The sequence below is a fragment of the Rhodococcus sp. NPDC079359 genome, assembly GCF_040702585.1.
Taxonomy (GTDB): Bacteria; Actinomycetota; Actinomycetes; order Mycobacteriales; family Mycobacteriaceae; genus Rhodococcoides.
Map to the genome: position 1 here is coordinate 66,575 of NZ_JBFBLH010000005.1, position 16,856 is coordinate 83,430.

Here is a 16,856-nt window from a genome sequence, read left to right on the forward strand (position 1 = left end):
TGTGATCGATGCTGTGGTGGTGGGCTCCGGCCACAATGCCCTGACCTCTGCCTGTTACCTGACCGACGCCGGCATGTCGGTCGAGGTTCTCGAGCGCGACTCCGTTGCCGGTGGCGCGGTATCGACGGTGGAACGCTTTCCCGGCCACCGCGTGGACCGTGGTTCGTCGGCGCACATCATGATTCGTCACACCGGCATCATCGAGGAGCTCGGACTCGCCGACTTCGGTCTGCGCTACATCGACTGCGATCCCTGGGCGTTCGCGCCTGGGGCCGTCGGCACCGACGAACGCGGCATCGTCTTCCACCGCGATCTCGACCGAACCTGCGACTCCATCGCCGCTGCCTGCGGCACAGCCGACGCACGCGCCTACCGCACCTTCGTCTCCGTCTGGGGTCCCCGCAGCGAACGCACCATGCGTGCGTTCGGCGGACCACCAACCGGGGCGAAACTGCTCCGATCCTTCTGGGGCCTCGGCGCGCCCGACGGCGGCAGCATGCTCTCGCGGGAATTCCTGGCCACCGGCGATTCCCTGCTGGACGAGATGTTCTCGAGCGAACGACTCAAGGCCGCACTCGCGTGGTTCGGCGCACAGTCGGGTCCGCCGATGTCCGAGCCGGGTACCGCACCGATGGTCGGCTTCGCTGCCCTCATGCACACCCTTCCGCCGGGCCGCGCCGTCGGCGGTAGCGGCGCGCTGACCGAGGCGATGATCTCTCGGCTACAGCGCGACGGTGCCGTACTGACGCTCGGCGACGCCGTGACCTCGCTCGTACGCCGCCCACACGGCTGGACCACCAGGACCGCGTCGGGACGGGAGGTCGACAGCCGCATCGTCGTGGCCGGTTGCCACATCGTGACCACCCTCGACCTGCTGGCAGCCGGCGGCCACGACTCGGCGCAGCTCGCGCGGTGGCGCAGCACCATTCGGGTGGGGCCCGGGATCGGTACCGCGGTCAGACTGGCCACCGACGCCCTTCCGGCGTTCCCGAGCGCGGACCGGATCGAGGACGGCACCCACGGTCTGGCGCTGCTGGTACGCGACCGCAGCCAACTGCGGTTGGCACACGGGCACGCGCTGGCAGGCGATCTGCCGCCCACCCCGGCTGTGCTGGGGATGTCCTTCAGCGCGCTCGATCCCACCATCGCGCCGCCGGGACAGCACCAGATCTCTCTGTGGTCGCAGTGGCATCCCCACACCCTCGCCGACGGCAGACAGTGGCGATCGGATGTTCCCGGCGAGCGCTCGTTGGCCGAGTTCGAGGCGGATCGGATCGTGGCCGAACTGGACCGATACGCACCCGGTTTCGCGGGATCGGTGCTGGATCGGTTCGTTCAGTCGCCGCCCGACATCGAGCGGGAGCTCGGTCTGGTCGGAGGCAACATCATGCATCTGGACATGTCGTTGGACCAGATGATGATGTGGCGACCGCATCCTCAACTGGCCGGACATCGGGTCCCCGGTGCAGACGAGCTCTATCTCACCGGCGCATCGACCCATCCCGGCGGAGGGGTCACAGCGGCCAGTGGCCGCTCGGCGGCGCGGATCGCGATCGCCGACGCCCGCGCCGCCCGCCGTCGCACGTTCTTCGGAAGGAAACGGGTATGAAGGTTGCGCCGATCGTCGTGGCTGCCGCTGCCGTGGGCTGCCAGATCCTCTACCCCTTGGTGTCGGGATCGACCAGAGACGTAGTGACGGTGGCGGTGGTGGCCCTGCTCGCGCTTGCGTCGATCCTGCACGCGGCACTCAATCGCGGCGTCGTGTGGGCCACCATTCTCGTCGTCGTGACCGCAGGTACCGGATTCGCGTCCGAACTCGTCGGCACGGCAACCGGCATCCCGTTCGGCGAATACTTCTACGCGCAGAATCGATTGGGCCCGAGCCTGTTCGAGGTACCTGTCGTGGTTCCCCTGGCGTGGACGGCCGGGTTCTACCCGATCTGGTGTGCAGTGACCTTCGTCGTTCGCCGTCTCGACACGACGCAGATACGCGCCACCGCCCTCCGAATCGTGGCGGTCGCGGTGGGGATGGTCGGTTGGGACCTGTATCTCGATCCGCAGATGGTCACCGACGGACAGTGGACCTGGACCGCCGGATCGGCCGGGCTGCCCGGGGTGCCGTCGATTCCGCTCACCAACTACCTCGGCTGGCTGGTGGTGGCCACCCTGATGGCCGCGGTGATGGAGTCGCTCGACCGCGCCGTCGGTCGCCCACAGCCATCCGACGACGCGGTGCCCATCGGGTTGTTCCTGTGGACGTGGCTGGGGTCGGCGCTCGCGCACGCGGTGTTCCTCGACGGTCCGGAACTCCGATACTCGGCGGTGTACGGGTTCGTCGTCATGGGCCTCGTCGGCATCCCCCTGTTGTGGATTGCCCGTCGCGACCGACCACTCGGGGCCGGACCGCGTGCGGCCGTCGATCGCTCCGGTACCGACACGCCTCGCTGACAACCCCTGCCGACTGACATCACCGCGATGTCCTGGCACGATGTCGCTGTGCAGTCGACATCGCGAACATCTCATCGAACCCACCGCCGCCGTGTTCTCTCGGTGGTCGCGCTGGCGCTGCTGGTCGCGCCGATGCTGGCCGGTTGCCTGCGTGTGCAGGTCACGATGGGCGTGTCGGCCAACGACCGCGTCGCGGGTCAGATCGTGGCTGCCAGCGTGCCGACATCGGACTCCGACACCGGCCCGGAACTGGTGGTGCCCTCCTCGATCGAGGACAAGGTTCGCGTCGAGCCGTACAACCAGGACGGATACGTCGGGTCGCAGGCCATCTTCGACGATCTGTCGTTCGGCGACGTGCAGACCCTCGGCTCGATCTTCCAGAACGCGGCCGGATCGTTCCAGCTGACGCTGCAGCGCTCGGGTGACACCGTCACTCTGGCAGGCAACGCCGATCTGTCCTCCGTTCCGGTGCAGGGTTCGGACGTACAGTTCACCATCGCGTTCCCGGCCCGCATCGGCACCACCAACGGCACCCGCGAGAGCGACAACTCGATCTCGTGGAAGTTGCCTGCGGGCGAGGTCACCTCGCTGCGCGCCGAGGTCAACTATCCCGATCCCAACACCCGCAGCTTCGCCGGCTGGGCCGGCATCGTGGGCGGCGTGACCGTCGGCGTCGCAGCCATCGTCGGGGCCATGGCCTGGGTGTCGCGCAACCCACCGCTGCGGGGCCGCGGGTCGCGCAACACCGACTCCGGAAGCTCCACCGACAGAACGTCTGTGTGAGAGCCCGCCTGCTCGCGCGCACGACGGCGACGGCAAGCGTCCTCGCGACAGCGTCGGCCGCGGTCTCCGTGTTCAACTCTCGGTTCATGCCTAGCCTGCGCTGCCCGGACCACGACGTCACCGAGCGCGTCGTCGTCTGCGTTCCCGCCCGCAACGAGGTTTCGACGCTGCCTGCGCTGATCGGCGACCTCACGCGGCAACGATCGTGCACAGACCTGCGCGTGATCGTCCTCGACGACGATTCGACCGACGGAACGGCGTCCGCTGCCCGTGCGGCTGCGGACGGTGACCCGAGGATTCGCGTCGTGACCTCCGGTGTCGCTCCCCCGGCCGGCTGGACCGGCAAGGCCGCAGCGTGCGCCGAGCTCGCCAGACTGGCCGACGAGGACGACCCGATGACGTCGCTGATCGTGTTCGTCGATGCCGATGTGCGACTCGAACCGGAGGCGGTGGCGGCAGCGGCCCGGGTACTGCGACGGCGCGGTGCCTCCCTGCTGTGCCCGTGGCCGGAGCAACTTGCCGAGAGCACCGTCGAGCGACTCGTCCAGCCCCTGCTCGCGTGGTCGTGGATGTCCACGCTTCCGGTACCTCTGGGCAACGCCACTCTCGCACCGTCGATGGCGGTCGCGTGCGGGCAGTTCATGGCCTTCGACGCCGCCGCCTATCGCGCCATCGGTGGCCACGGATGCGTGGCGGCGAGCGCAACCGAGGACCTGGATCTGGCACGCGCTCTGCGTCGACGAGGATTCTCGACGGCGGTGGCGTCGGGTGCGGGGTTCGTCCGATGCCGGATGTACCGATCGGCCGCGGAGTTGCGGTCCGGCTACAGCAGGTGGTTGTGGAGCGAGTTCGGTGGACCGGCCGGTTCGGCTGCGGCGGCCCTGGCACTGACGGCCGTGTACGTACTGCCCCCGGTCACCGCACTCACGTCCTCGGGTGTCACGCGCCGCCTCGGTCTCGCCGGGTATCTCGCCGGCACGGTATCTCGGATGTCCACCCGTCGGCGCGAGGTGGGATCGCGATTCGGGGTGGTCGACGCAGTCGATGCTGCGCTGCACCCGGTGTCGATTCTCGCGTTCGTCGGCCTCGTCGCGGAATCCCACGTGCGTAGGCGTCGTGGCGCGCTGTCGTGGAAGTCGCGCCCGATGCCGCGCGGCGAGACCTGACCCGTCTCACACTCGTGCGGCCGCGAGCCCCAGGTTGCTCAACACCTCACGCGTCGCGCGCGCGAAGTTCAGGGTGATGAAGTGCAATCCGGGCGCGCCCTCGGAGATCAGGCGCTCACCGATGTTCGTGGCGAGTTCGATGCCCACCTCTCGGACGGCGGCGCGGTCCTCTTCCGGACCGGATCCTGCTGCGCGAGTGAACTTCTCGTCCAGGTGCGACGGAAGCGTTGTACCCGAGAGCTCGAGCATCCGGCGAACCGAACGAAGTGAGGTGATGGGCATGATCTCGGGAATGATCGGCTTGGCACCCTGCTCGGCGTCGAACGCACTCACGCGGTCCCGCAGGCGCAGGTAGTCGTCCACATCGAAGAACATCTGTGTGATCGAGTACTCGGCACCCGCCCGCAACTTGCCGACCAGGCACCGGGTGTCCTGCTCGAGGTCGGCGGCGCGGTGGTGACCTTCGGGGAACGACGCCACGCCGACGTGGAAGTCGCCGAGATCACGTACCAGCCGGACGAGCTCCTCGGCGTACTCGACTCCGTCCGGATGCTTCTCCCAGTCGCCGAGTGGATCTCCGGGGGGATCTCCCCGCAATACGAGAATGTTGGTGATGCCGCGGTCCGCGTACGACCCGACCATCGATCGCAGCTCGTCTACACTGTGCGAGACGGCAGTGAGATGCGCCACAGGGAGGAGGGTGGTCTCCTCGGCGATCTGCCCGGTGACACGCACCGTTCGATCGCGGGTGGAGCCGCCTGCGCCGTAGGTCATCGACACGAATGCGGGCTGAAGTTGTTCGAACTCACGAACCGCCCGCCACAGCCTGGCCTCGGCCGCCGCGTCTCGTGGAGGCGAGAACTCCACCGAGAACGGGATCCTGGCCTCGGGTTCTGTCCGTAGTCGGTCGACGATGGACGGTGTACTCGTCACGAATCCTCGACTCGACCGCCCCCTGACGGATTCTTCGCTCACCCGAAGAGCATAGGTTGTGCCCCAGCGACGCCCGTGAGGCCTCCCGGACGACAGATGTTCGCTGCACGTCGGCCCATGGTGTGCGCGGCTATTACTGTGGGAACCGGAATCCACGCAATTCACAGCAACCTTGGAGGATCGTCCTGTCCGGAGACTTTTCTTCACCCGTAGCCGACGCCCCCGTCGCCGCGAACGACCCGAAGGCGATGCGTTCGGCGGTCGACGCGACTCTCGCCGAGTTCTTCGCCTCGCGCCGAGGTGTCGTGGACACCGTCGGCGGCGGCTACCCCGATGCGGTGGCCGATCTCGAGGCGTTCGTGCTTCGCGGCGGCAAACGCATGCGCCCCGCGTTCGCTTGGACCGCGTGGCTCGGTGCAGGCGGTGAGTCCACCGGTGCCCGCGCCGAGGCAGTGCTGCGGGCGTGTTCGGCGCTGGAACTGATCCAGGCCTGCGCTCTGATCCACGACGACATCATCGACTCGTCCAGCACGCGACGCGGTTTCCCGACCGTGCACGTCGGCTTCGCCCAGCGGCACCGGGACGCGGGCTGGACCGGCTGTGCGGACCATTTCGGTGAATCGGCAGCGATACTCGTCGGCGATCTCGCTCTGTGCTGGGCCGACGATCTACTGCGCGAGTCGGGTATCGACGCCGATGCCGCGCGGCGAGTCCAGCCGGTGTGGTCGGCGATGCGCACGGAGGTTCTCGGCGGTCAGTTGCTCGACATCGAAGCCGAGGCAGGCACCGACGAGAGCGTTGCGGCGGCAATGCGCGTCAACCGCTACAAGACCGCCGCGTACACCGTCGAGCGGCCGCTTCATCTCGGCGCAGTCCTCGCCGATGCCGACGAGAACCTGATCTCGGCCTACCGCAACTTCGGTGCGGACATCGGAATCGCGTTCCAACTGCGCGACGACCTCCTCGGAGTGTTCGGCGATCCCGAGGTGACCGGCAAACCGTCCGGCGACGACATCACCGAGGGTAAACGCACCGTCCTGATCGCGCTGGCACTGCAGAAGGCGGACGAGACGAGGCCGGATCACGCAGCCACGATCAGGGCCAGCCTCGGGACCGAACTCGACGCCGACGAAGTGGCCGACATCCGTTCCATTCTCGTAGAACTCGGCGCAGTGGACGCGGTCGAGAAACAGATCGACGACCTCGGGACCCGGGCCGTCGCAGCCCTCGACAACAGTTCGATCGAACCGGTCGCTGCCGCGCACCTGCGCGCCATGGCAACCGCCGCCATCCAACGGCAGTACTGAAAGAGAGCGCCATGTCTTCGATCCGCACGGTCTCCGGCACCACCGACTCCGTCGTCGTCGTGGGAGCCGGATTGTCAGGCCTCGCCGCCGGTCTGCACCTACTGGGAGCGGGCAAGAAAGTCACGCTCGTCGAGCGTGACGAGACCGTGGGCGGCCGCGTCGGGGTGTACCCGGTATCGGACACCGACGGATCGCACCTCTACGACATCGACAACGGTGCAAGCGTGTTGACGATGCCGAACCTGGTGCTCGAGGCACTCGCCGCCGTGGGGGCCGACTTCGAGTCGACCACGCCGCCGATTCGGCTGACGGCTCTGTCGCCGTCGTATCACACGCGCTACGCCGACGGCACGTCAATCGACGTCTACTCCGATCCCGAGGCCATGGCGGCCGAGGTGGAACGCACCTGCGGCCCCGCCGAGGCGCAGGGATACCGCGAACTGCGACGCTGGCTCGCCGACATCTTCGACGCCGAGTTCGACCGCTTCATCGACTCGAACTTCGACTCACCGCTCGATCTCGTGGGATCGAAAGCTGCTATCTCCGACACCGCGACACTGACGAAGCTGGGTGGCTTCGGCCGCCTCGGGCCCCGCGTCGACAAGTTCCTGAAGGACACCCGCCTACGCCGCGTCTTCACGTTCCAGGCGCTCTACGCAGGCATGGCCCCCCAGAAGGCCCTGGCGGTCTACGGAGCCATCGCGCACATGGACACCTCCCTCGGAGTGTTCTTCCCCGAGGGAGGGATGGCGGCCATCGCCAAGGCCATGGCCGACGCGTTCGTCACCGCAGGCGGCACGCTCGAACTCGGCACCGAGATCGTCGACATCACCGTCGACCGGGGTCGGGCGAACTCCGTGATCACTGCAGCCGGTGGTCGAATCGCCTGCGACGCACTCGTTCTCACCGCAGACCTCCCCGTAGTCGATCGACTCCTCGACAGAGCGTCGGTGTCGAAGAAGGGCCGACGGAACGGATACGGCGTGGTCTCACCGTCGGCGGTCGTCGCGCACGGAACCGTTCCCGTCGAGCTGACGGAGACGTGGCCCGCCCGCGCGCACCACACCATCGACTTCGGCGACGAATGGGCCGAGACCTTCCGCCGCATCACCGCGCGATCGGGCAAGGGATCCTTGATGGCCGATCCGTCCCTGCTGATCACCCGACCGTCGGTGAGCGATCCCGATCTCGAAGTGGTGCGCGGCGGAGTGCGCAGCGAACCGGTGTCGATCCTCGCACCGTGCCCCAATCTCGACAGCGCTCCACTGCCGTGGGGCGAGCTGGCGCAGCCGTATCTGAACGAGATTCTGACGACCCTGGAGGCTCGCGGATACAAGGGTCTGCTCGACGGATTCACGCTCGACCACATCGACACACCCGAGACCTGGGCGCAGAAGGGCATGATCGAGGGTTCTCCGTTCTCGTCCGCCCACGTGTTCAGGCAGACCGGACCGTTCCGACGCAAGAACATGGTCGCCGGGCTCGACAACGTGGTTCTCGCCGGCTCGGGCACGACTCCTGGAGTGGGCGTCCCCACGGTTCTGGTGTCGGGAAAGCTCGCCGCGCAGCGGGTGACAGGGCGCACGGGCCGGTAGGTTCGTTCGATTCACTGCGTCGACCAACTAAGCTGAGCGCGATCGTTTGCCGGTCGCGCTCATTGCTGCGACCATGATCGTTCGGTGATCGGCGAGAACCATCGGCCGACGTACACATCTCGACCCACAACTCGTTGCAGAGGAGGAGCAGGCGGCAATGTCTTCGATCTCGTCGCACTCCACCTCCGAGGATCGATCGTCGGACGGCGGCACCCCACCCTCGGCTGCGCGACGACAGTCCAGACTCACCGCAACCGGCAATTTCCTGCGCAGCCCCGAGGGCAAGGCAGCGATACTCGGTGTGGTCGGTGCCGTCTGTATCGTGTTCGGCGGGTTCGGCGCGGGCAGTGTGCGCCGACGCGATCCGTTGCTCGAGGAGATGCACCTGTCGTGGCTGCGATTCGGCCACGGATTCGTACTCTCCACCATCATCGTCTGGGTCGGCGTACTGCTGATGATCACCGCGTGGGTTCGGCTCGGGCGCGCAACCCTGCACGGCCGCACCACGGTGGGCGAACTGCGCTGGATCGTCCCGGCATGGACCGCTCCGCTACTGCTGTCGGTGCCGATGTTCAGCCGCGATGCGTACTCCTACCTGGCCCAGGGCGCTCTGCTCCGCGACGGATTCGACCCGTATGCCGTTGGCCCCGTTGCCAATCCAGGAGTTCTGCTGGACAACGTCAGCAATGTCTGGACCACCACCACCGCCCCGTACGGCCCGCTGTTCCTGCTGCTCGGTCGCGGAATCACCAGCCTGACCGGCGACAACGTCATCGCCGGGACCATGCTGCTGCGCCTGACGATGCTGCCCGGCCTGGCACTGATGATGTGGGCGGTTCCGCGGCTTGCGAAACACCTCGGCGGCCGCGCGACCACCGCGGTGTGGCTCGCCGTCCTCAACCCTCTCGTCCTGATCCACCTGATCGGCGGAGTGCACAACGAGTTGCTCATGGTGGGCCTGATGACCGCAGGGATCGTGCTGACGCTCGAACACCGACACGTGGGCGGCATCGCACTGGTCGCGATTGCGGTGGCGATCAAGGCCACAGCAGGCCTGGCGCTGCCCTTCCTGGTGTGGATCTGGATGCTCCATCTGCGGGAGAAGGCGCGGGCCGAGGGGCGAACCCCGATGCCGCCCGCCCTGGCGTTCGTCAAGACCGCGGGCATCGGAGCCGCCGTCTTCGTTGCTGTGTTCGCCGTGGCGTCGGTGATCGCCGGAGTCGGAATCGGTTGGCTGACCGCGCTTTCCGGATCGGCCAAAATCATCAACTGGCTCTCGCTTCCCACGATTCTGGCTCACCTGGTGACCGTCAGCACGTCGTGGTTCCTCGATCTACGCCTCGGACCCGTTCTCGACGTCACCCGCCTGCTGTGCGCCATCGCGCTGGTCGTCGTGCTCGCGGTCGCCTGGTGGTTGGGCCGCAGATCCGAACGCGACGCGGTCAAGGGCATTCTGATCGCCCTGGTCGCCACCGTCGTCCTCTCCCCCGCGGCCCTGCCCTGGTACTACTCGTGGCCACTGGCTGTCGCCGCAGGCTTCGCACTCTCGCGCACAACCCTGATGATCCTGACGGGCCTGTCGACATGGCTCATGCTCGTCTTCCAACCCGACGGATCGATCGGCCTCTACACCTTCGGACACGTCGCACTGGCGGTCTTCGCCGCGGTCGTCGCAGCTCTGTCTCTGACGCGCGTCGATCCGCTGCGTCTACGATCGGACCGATCCAGGCAGCACCGTGCCGTGCCGAACGCACCCAAGACCCCAGCAACGGAACCGACCGGAGACGAATCCACGTCATGAAGGCTCGCGCGATGAAAGAACTGGACGGGATCGATCCGGAGCTGCACGAGGCATACCGCATCTGTCGCGAACTCAACGCCCAGCACGGCAAGACGTATTTCCTCGCCACTCGCCTGCTCCCCACCGACAAGCGCGCAGGCGTGCACGCGTTGTACGGGTTCGCCCGGATGGTCGACGACATCGTGGACCTCGAGGGCACCGACATCTCCGTGGGATCTGACGAACTCAACGCCCGACGCATCGTCGAACTCGACGTGATCGAGTCCCGGGTGCGCGATGCCTTGGCGGGAAAACCGTTGTCCGAGAGCGTGTCCGATCGAGTGTTGAGCGCGTTGTGCGACACCGTGGCGCGCTACGACATTCCGCACGACTATTTCTACGCGTTCATGCACTCGATGCGCATGGACATTCCGGGGAGTCCGATGTTCGTCTCGCGCTACCGGACGATGGAGCAGCTGCGCGAGTACATGTACGGCTCCGCTGCGGTCATCGGACTGCAGATGTTGCCGATCCTGGGAACCGTCGTCGAGCGGTCGGAGGCCGAGCCTCCCGCCGCAGCCCTCGGCGAGGCGTTCCAGCTCACCAACTTCATCCGAGACATGGGTGAGGACCTCGATCGCGACCGCATCTACCTGCCCACCGACGAACTCGCGGCGTTCGGTGTCGACGAAGAACTGCTCCGGTGGTGCCGCACCACGGGAAATGTCGACGCCAGGGTCACCAGGGCCCTCGCGCACCTGATCGCCGTCACCCGCTCGATCTACCGCACGTCCGACGCGGGTATCGAGATGCTGGATCCGCGAGTGCGACCGTCGATGCGCACGGCATCGATCCTGTACGGCCGCATACTCGCAGAGGTCGAGTCACAGGGCTACCGCGTGCTCTCGCAACGCGCGACGGTGCCGCAGTGGACCCGAGCTCGCATCGCGCTTCCGCAGTTCGCCGTCACCGGCTTCAAGCGCGCAACGATTCGCTAGAAGGCCATTGCCTGAGCTCGCCTGATCACTTCGCGCATCAGGTCGCCGTGCAGAGCAGCGACGGGTGCACCGGGCAAGCTCTCGTCCTCGGTGAACAGCCACCGCAGGATCTCCTCGTCCTCGTAACCGCCGTCGTGCAGCACGGCCAGCAGACCCGGCAGGCCCTTGACGATGGTGCCCTTGTCGGTGTCGAGGAACTGCTCGGGAACACCGGGCACACGCGAACGCTTCAGCGCCAGCAGCTGCCGATCTCGAATCAGCTGCTCGACGCGGGTCTTGGGAACGTCGAGAATCTTCGCGACGTCGGCGAACTGCAGCACGGACACCGACGGATCGAGCACGTCGTCGGCATAGGGAATGGCACTCACGCAGGTAACGTTAACGGGTCCGGCATCCAGACATCAAAAGCGTGACAGTCGGCCCAGCAGGACGAACACACGAGCCACGATCGTCGGTCGGCATCTCCTGCACCGATACGATCGACTTCAGCATCCGGCGTCGAACGCCGGAAGACCAGTGGACGACGAGGGGAGGTTCGGTGATACCGGGTTCGATGCTCGATCGTCGATACCGAATAGACGCACCGATCGCGCGCGGCGGTATGTCGACGGTCTACCGCGGACTCGACACCAGGCTCGACCGCCCCGTGGCGGTGAAGATCATGGACCCGAAGTTCGCCGAGGACCCACAGTTCGTTCAGCGCTTCGAGTTCGAGGCGCGGGCCGTGGCCAGGCTCAGTCACCCGGGCCTCGTCGCCGTCTACGACCACGGTCGGGACGGCGAACACGCCTTCCTCGTCATGGAACTCGTCGAGGGCGGAACTCTGCGTGAGCTGCTGCGCGAGCGCGGACCGATGCCTCCGCATGCTGCAGCGGCCGTCATCCGGCCGGTTCTCGACGCACTCGCCGTCGCCCACCGCGCCGGTCTGGTGCACCGCGACATCAAGCCCGAGAACATCCTGATCAGCGACGACGGCGACGTGAAGATCGCCGACTTCGGACTCGTCCGAGCCATAGCGGCCTCCACCGTGACGTCGAGCAGTGTGATTCTGGGCACCGCCGCGTACCTGTCTCCCGAGCAGGTCACCACCGGTTCCGCGTCCGCGAGCAGCGACGTCTACGGCGTCGGTGTCGTGTTGTTCGAGCTGCTGACCGGACGCACGCCGTTCACCGGCGACACCTCGCTGTCCATCGCCTACCAGCGCATCGACAACGACGTACCGCTGCCCTCCACCCTCATCGCAGGCGTCCCCCCGCAGTTCGACGAGGTGGTCCAGCGCGCCACCGTCCGCGCCCCGGAACACCGGTACCGCAATGCCGACGACATGGCCCGGGCCCTGCGCGCAGCCGCGTCGGCGCTGGCGCTGCCCGAGTACCGAGTGCCGGCACCCAAGCGCTCGGCCGAGCACCTGAGCTCGGCCGCAGCCGGAGCACCGACGACGGTCGCGGGCAACCGTCCGCCGTCCGCTCGCACCCATGTCGTGGACACTTCGCCGCCCCCACCTCCGCAACACGGGGTGCAGCACACCAGGGTGGTCACCTCGCCCACATCGCGGGGCATCGACCACGGCCAGGACATCGCCGAGGTGCCGCCCGCCGGGCCACCCCCGACCGGTAGGCGGCACTACGAGTTCCCCGATTTCGACGCCGACCGCCAGCGCTCGCGCCGAGCGATCGTCATCTGGCTCCTCGTCGTCGCCCTGCTCGCGGTGTTGGTCGGCTTCGGCGGATGGTGGATGGGCTCGGGTCGCTACACCGCAGTCCCGATGGTGGACGGGCTCGACACCACCGGTGCCACCAGTGCCGTGGAAGCCGCCGGTCTCGAAGCCACGGTGCGCGGAACCTACTCCGACTCGGTGGACACCGACCTTCTCATCGGCACCGATCCCACCGGTGGATCGCGAATCGCCAAGGGCGACACGGTGTTTCTGCTGGTGTCGCTGGGTCGCCCCACCGTTCCCTCGATCGACACGAGCGCATCCGTCGACGACATGGAACAGCAACTGCGAGACCGAACGTTCACACCCGTCGACGGCGGCGAGGCCTTCAGCACGTCCGCTCCGATCGGCGGCGTCGCAGCCCTGGACCCACCGCCCGGCACCGTGCTGACCACGGGAAGCTCGGTCACGGTGCTGCGCAGCAAGGGGGCACCGCCGGTCGAGGTACCCGACGTACGCGGGCAGAGCGTCGACCAGGCCAGGACGACGCTGGAATCGGTGGGCATCACCGTCGGCGAGGTTCGGGAGACGTTCGACGAGGACACCGACGGCGGCAGGGCGATAGGAACGACGCCGGAGGCCGGGCAGACGGTGCGATCCGGGACCACCGCTGCGCTCGAGGTGTCCAATGCCGTCACCGTGCCGTCGCTGCTGGGTCGCTCGGTCGGCTCGGCCCGGACCGCCGTCGAGACGTTGGGCCTGACGATCGACGTCCGTCAGGTGGTGGACACCGACGGGTCGCTGGTCATCACCCAGAGCCCCGGAGCCGGTTCTCGGGTGGAACCGGGCTCCGAGGTCATGGTCGTCTCGCTACCCTGATCAGTCGCGGAGCATCTCGGCGACGAGGAATGCCAGTTCGATGCTCTGCTGCGTGTTCAGACGCGGGTCGCAGGCGGTCTCGTACCGGCCGGCGAGGTCCAGGTCCGAGATGTCCTGGGCACCGCCGAGGCACTCGGTGACGTTGTCGCCGGTCAGTTCGACGTGAATTCCGCCCGGATGCGTTCCGAGGCCGTTGTGCACCTCGAAGAATCCCTGGACCTCGTCGACGATGCGGTCGAAGTGGCGCGTCTTGTAGCCGGTCGAGGCCTCGTGAGTGTTGCCGTGCATCGGATCGCACTGCCAGATGACCTGGTGGCCGGTGGCCTGAACCTTCTCGATGATGGCGGGCAGGATGTCGCGTACCTTGCCGTTGCCCATGCGTGAGATCAGCGTCAGACGTCCCGGCTTGTTGGTCGGGTCGAGGCGCTCGACGTACTCGACGGCCATCTCGGGCGTGGTCGTGGGCCCGATCTTGAGACCGATCGGGTTGGAGATCAGCTCGGCCAGCGCGATGTGCGCCCCGTCGAGTTGGCGGGTGCGGTCGCCGATCCACAGGAAGTGCGCGGACAGGTCGTACAGCTTGGGGTGATCGTCGGTGTTGTCCAGACGCAGCATCGCACGCTCGTAGTCGAGAACGAGTGCTTCGTGGCTGGCGAAGATCTGCGCGGTGTGCAGGTTGGGGTCGGAGACGCCGCAGGCATCCATGAAGCGCAGGCCGCGATCGATCTCCCCCGCGAGCGCCTCGTAGCGCGCACCGGCGGGCGACTGGGCGACGAACTCGCGGTTCCAGTCGTGCACCTTGTGCAGATCCGCCATGCCTGCACCGGTGAGTGCGCGGACCAGGTTCATCGCCGCGCTGGCATTGGCGTACGCGCGCACCAGTCGTGACGGATCGTGGCCGCGGACGCTCTCGTCGGCGACGAGCGAGTTGATCATGTCGCCGCGGTAGGACTGCAGACCGAGCGCGTCGATGTTCGACGACCGCGGCTTGGCGTACTGACCGGCGATACGGGCGACCTTGACCACCGGCATGCTCGCGCCGTAGGTGAGCACCACAGCCATCTGCAGCAGCGTGCGGATGTTGCCCTTGATGTGCGGCTCGGTGTTGTCGACGAACGTCTCGGCGCAATCGCCACCCTGCAGCAGGAAGGCCTCACCGCGAGCGACGGCGGCGAGCTTGTCCGACAACGCCTCCACCTCACCGGCGACGGTGATCGGTGGCACGCTCTCGAGCACCTTGCGCATGTCGGCAGCATGCTCGGGATCCCACTGCGGTTGCTGCGCAGCCGGCTTGGCCAACGCATCGTCCAATCGAGAGCGCAGCGTCGGCGACAACGGCGGCAGGTCGGGCAAGCGATCGATGGGTACGTCGACAGTCCAGTTCACGGCTACAGGATATTCGCACCGCCGAAGCCGCAGGACAACGGGTGTTCACCCGCGGTGCGAGTACTCCTCGATCGTCTGGAACTTCGCCAGATTGTGCCGCGCGTCGGCCAAGGCATCGTGAGCGTCGTCGGGCACCGACGGCAGCTCGGGACTGCCGCGATCCTCCCAGTGCTGGCGCAGCTCGCGGGTGAACCGCGGCAGCGAACGCGGCAACTCGGTCATCGAGCCCCACAGCTGGCAGAGCGCCACGTGGTCGTACGCCGCCACCCACGCCCACAGTTCGACCTCGGCACCGTAGTGCGGAACGAGAAATTCGAGCAGTTCGTCCCGGATTCGCGACCTGCTCATCCACAGCGGCGACGAGTACGGTGGCAGCTTGGGAAGCACGTTGCGTCGAACCCAGCGGCCGGCGCGCTCGGGGTCGAACTCGGAGGACACCGCATAGAACTCGCGGCCGTCCTCCGACACCACACCGATCGAGACCAACTCGATTGTGCGACCATCCTCGATGAACTCTGTGTCGTAGAAGTAGCGCACGCGGCTCACCCTAGCGCGTCCCCGACACGTCCCCCGCGTACCGGTAGCCCCGATCCGAACAGCCCTGAAAGGCAACGCCAGTGACTCCGCCCGACACCAACCGTCCGGTCGCCGAAGCATCGGAGCCGGCGGCGCCGACGCGACGCCGGTGGACGAGTTGGGCGGTGGCGTCGAGCAGGGTTCTCGTCCTGATCGGTGCTCTCGTCGGCGTGCTGTTCCATCTCAACGGCTTTCCGGGGTTGCGTGAGCTCGGTGAGCACTACCGACTCGATCTGGACGTGTATCGACTCGGCGGTCAGGTGTTCGCCGAGGGCGGGGATCTCTACGGTCAGCTGCCGCCGATCGCGACCGGTACGACGCTGCCGTTCACCTATCCCCCGATCGCCGCGGCGATCTTCAGCCCGTTGTCGTCGGTGTCGCTGTACGCCGCCTCGATCGCGGTCACCGTGCTGTCCATGCTCTTGCTGCTGGTGACCGTGGTGGCGACCCTCACCTCGCTCGGCGTGCGTCCTCGCACGCTCGTGTGGTGGACTGCCGGAGCAGTCTTCGCCGTGGCCGTGCTGCTTCTCGAGCCGGTCACCTCGACGCTGAACTACGGGCAGATCAACATCGTGCTGATGGCGTTCGTTGCACTGGACTGCCTGCCGAAGAAGACGCCGTGGCCCCGAGGTGTGCTGATCGGACTCGTGGCTGCCGTCAAGCTCACCCCCGCAGTGTTCGTACTGTTCTTCTTGTTGCGCAAGGACTTTCGAGCCGCTGTGGTATCGGTCCTGAGCTTTGCGGTGTTCACCGCGGTCGGTTTCGCGCTGACGTGGTCGGACTCGGTGAAGTACTGGACCGAGACGATCGTCGATTCCGACCGAATCGGCGGTCCGGCCTACCCGCCCAACCAGTCGATCACCGGAGTGCTCGCGCGGCTCGGGCTGGACGAACTGCCTCGGTCGATCCTGTGGCTCGCGTTGTCGGTGGTGGTCCTTGCCATCGCGGCGATAGCGATGCGAAAGGCGTTCGCCGCAGGCGAGACTGCCCTCGCCGTGACGATCAACGCCATGTTCGGACTGCTGGTGTCGCCGGTCTCCTGGTCACACCACTGGGTGTGGGCCATCCCGTTCACCGTGGTGCTCGCCGTCCTCGGCTACCGCCGCCGCAGTGCACTGTTGGCAACTCTGGTGGCCGTCGGGCTGGCGTTGATGGTCTACCCGCCGCACTGGAAGCTCGGTGAGGGCCGATGGAGCGGTCTCGGCTGGCCGCTCGTGGACCAGTTCGCGGCCTCGGGTTACGTGTGGTGGGCGCTCGCGTCGATCATCGCGGTGGCCGCGATCGGCTGGACCGACCGAACCGATAGGACAGTCGGCACCCGCTCCGCAGTCTGATCACGGAGCGGGTC

At 67.1% G+C, this 16,856-nt stretch carries 14 protein-coding genes; 10 read left to right on the forward strand and 4 right to left on the reverse strand.

Going from position 1 to position 16,856, the window contains the following annotated elements; translation table 11 throughout:
• The first annotated feature begins 1 nt into the window (after window position 1).
• The 4 genes from AB0362_RS13800 (at window position 2) to AB0362_RS13815 (ending at window position 4,397) form a co-directional block, all read left to right on the forward strand.
• Window positions 2-1,609, forward strand: coding sequence for an NAD(P)/FAD-dependent oxidoreductase (locus AB0362_RS13800; RefSeq protein ID WP_366235730.1), 1,608 nt, complete (start codon window positions 2-4; stop codon window positions 1,607-1,609).
• Window positions 1,606-2,448: a carotenoid biosynthesis protein gene (locus AB0362_RS13805; RefSeq protein WP_317784383.1), complete on the forward strand. Its 843-nt coding sequence runs from the start codon at window positions 1,606-1,608 to the stop codon at window positions 2,446-2,448. Before AB0362_RS13800 ends, AB0362_RS13805 begins: the two co-directional genes overlap by 4 nt.
• A gap of 27 nt (window positions 2,449-2,475) precedes the next feature.
• A complete protein-coding gene (locus AB0362_RS13810) occupies window positions 2,476-3,231 on the forward strand; it encodes a DUF3153 domain-containing protein (protein ID WP_176460266.1) in 756 nt (251 codons plus the stop codon).
• An 86-nt stretch (window positions 3,232-3,317) separates the two neighbouring features.
• Window positions 3,318-4,397: a glycosyltransferase family A protein gene (locus AB0362_RS13815; protein WP_366235731.1), complete on the forward strand. Its 1,080-nt coding sequence runs from the start codon at window positions 3,318-3,320 to the stop codon at window positions 4,395-4,397.
• A gap of 6 nt (window positions 4,398-4,403) precedes the next feature.
• Here AB0362_RS13815 and metF read toward each other — a convergent pair whose 3' ends face one another.
• Complete coding sequence (metF, locus tag AB0362_RS13820) at window positions 4,404-5,330, reverse strand: methylenetetrahydrofolate reductase [NAD(P)H] (protein WP_269593991.1); 927 nt, start codon at window positions 5,328-5,330, stop codon at window positions 4,404-4,406.
• Between the two features lie 248 nt (window positions 5,331-5,578).
• Here metF and AB0362_RS13825 point away from each other — a divergent pair, with 248 nt between their 5' ends.
• The 4 genes from AB0362_RS13825 to AB0362_RS13840 all read left to right on the forward strand — a co-directional run bounded on the left by AB0362_RS13825 (window position 5,579) and on the right by AB0362_RS13840 (window position 11,010).
• Window positions 5,579-6,637, forward strand: coding sequence for a polyprenyl synthetase family protein (locus AB0362_RS13825; RefSeq protein WP_068052016.1), 1,059 nt, complete (start codon window positions 5,579-5,581; stop codon window positions 6,635-6,637).
• An 11-nt stretch (window positions 6,638-6,648) separates the two neighbouring features.
• Window positions 6,649-8,232: a phytoene desaturase family protein gene (gene crtI, locus AB0362_RS13830; RefSeq protein WP_366235732.1), complete on the forward strand. Its 1,584-nt coding sequence runs from the start codon at window positions 6,649-6,651 to the stop codon at window positions 8,230-8,232.
• Window positions 8,233-8,389: 157 nt separating this feature from the next.
• On the forward strand, window positions 8,390-10,033 hold the full coding sequence (locus AB0362_RS13835; RefSeq protein ID WP_366235733.1) for an alpha-(1->6)-mannopyranosyltransferase A: 1,644 nt from the start codon (window positions 8,390-8,392) through the stop codon (window positions 10,031-10,033).
• An 11-nt stretch (window positions 10,034-10,044) separates the two neighbouring features.
• Window positions 10,045-11,010, forward strand: a complete 966-nt coding sequence (locus AB0362_RS13840; RefSeq protein ID WP_317808999.1) for a phytoene/squalene synthase family protein — start codon at window positions 10,045-10,047, stop codon at window positions 11,008-11,010.
• On the opposite strand, the gene AB0362_RS13845 is transcribed toward AB0362_RS13840, so the two are convergent.
• A complete protein-coding gene (locus AB0362_RS13845) occupies window positions 11,007-11,378 on the reverse strand; it encodes an Rv2175c family DNA-binding protein (RefSeq protein ID WP_068052028.1) in 372 nt (123 codons plus the stop codon). The genes AB0362_RS13840 and AB0362_RS13845 overlap by 4 nt on opposite strands.
• 185 nt (window positions 11,379-11,563) lie before the next feature.
• Between AB0362_RS13845 and pknB the strand changes: the two genes are divergently transcribed.
• On the forward strand, window positions 11,564-13,546 hold the full coding sequence (pknB, locus tag AB0362_RS13850; protein ID WP_317808997.1) for a Stk1 family PASTA domain-containing Ser/Thr kinase: 1,983 nt from the start codon (window positions 11,564-11,566) through the stop codon (window positions 13,544-13,546).
• Here pknB and AB0362_RS13855 read toward each other — a convergent pair whose 3' ends face one another.
• The gene (locus tag AB0362_RS13855) at window positions 13,547-14,932 is read right to left on the reverse strand and encodes a class II 3-deoxy-7-phosphoheptulonate synthase (protein ID WP_032394396.1); all 1,386 of its coding nucleotides are present in this window, start codon (window positions 14,930-14,932) and stop codon (window positions 13,547-13,549) included.
• Between the two features lie 45 nt (window positions 14,933-14,977).
• Entirely contained in the window at window positions 14,978-15,469 is a 492-nt protein-coding gene (locus tag AB0362_RS13860; RefSeq protein WP_094688468.1) for a polyadenylate-specific 3'-exoribonuclease AS, read from the reverse strand.
• A gap of 164 nt (window positions 15,470-15,633) precedes the next feature.
• On the opposite strand from AB0362_RS13860, the gene AB0362_RS13865 reads away from it, so the two are divergent.
• Window positions 15,634-16,842: a glycosyltransferase 87 family protein gene (locus AB0362_RS13865; protein ID WP_317808996.1), complete on the forward strand. Its 1,209-nt coding sequence runs from the start codon at window positions 15,634-15,636 to the stop codon at window positions 16,840-16,842.
• Window positions 16,843-16,856 lie beyond the last annotated feature (14 nt).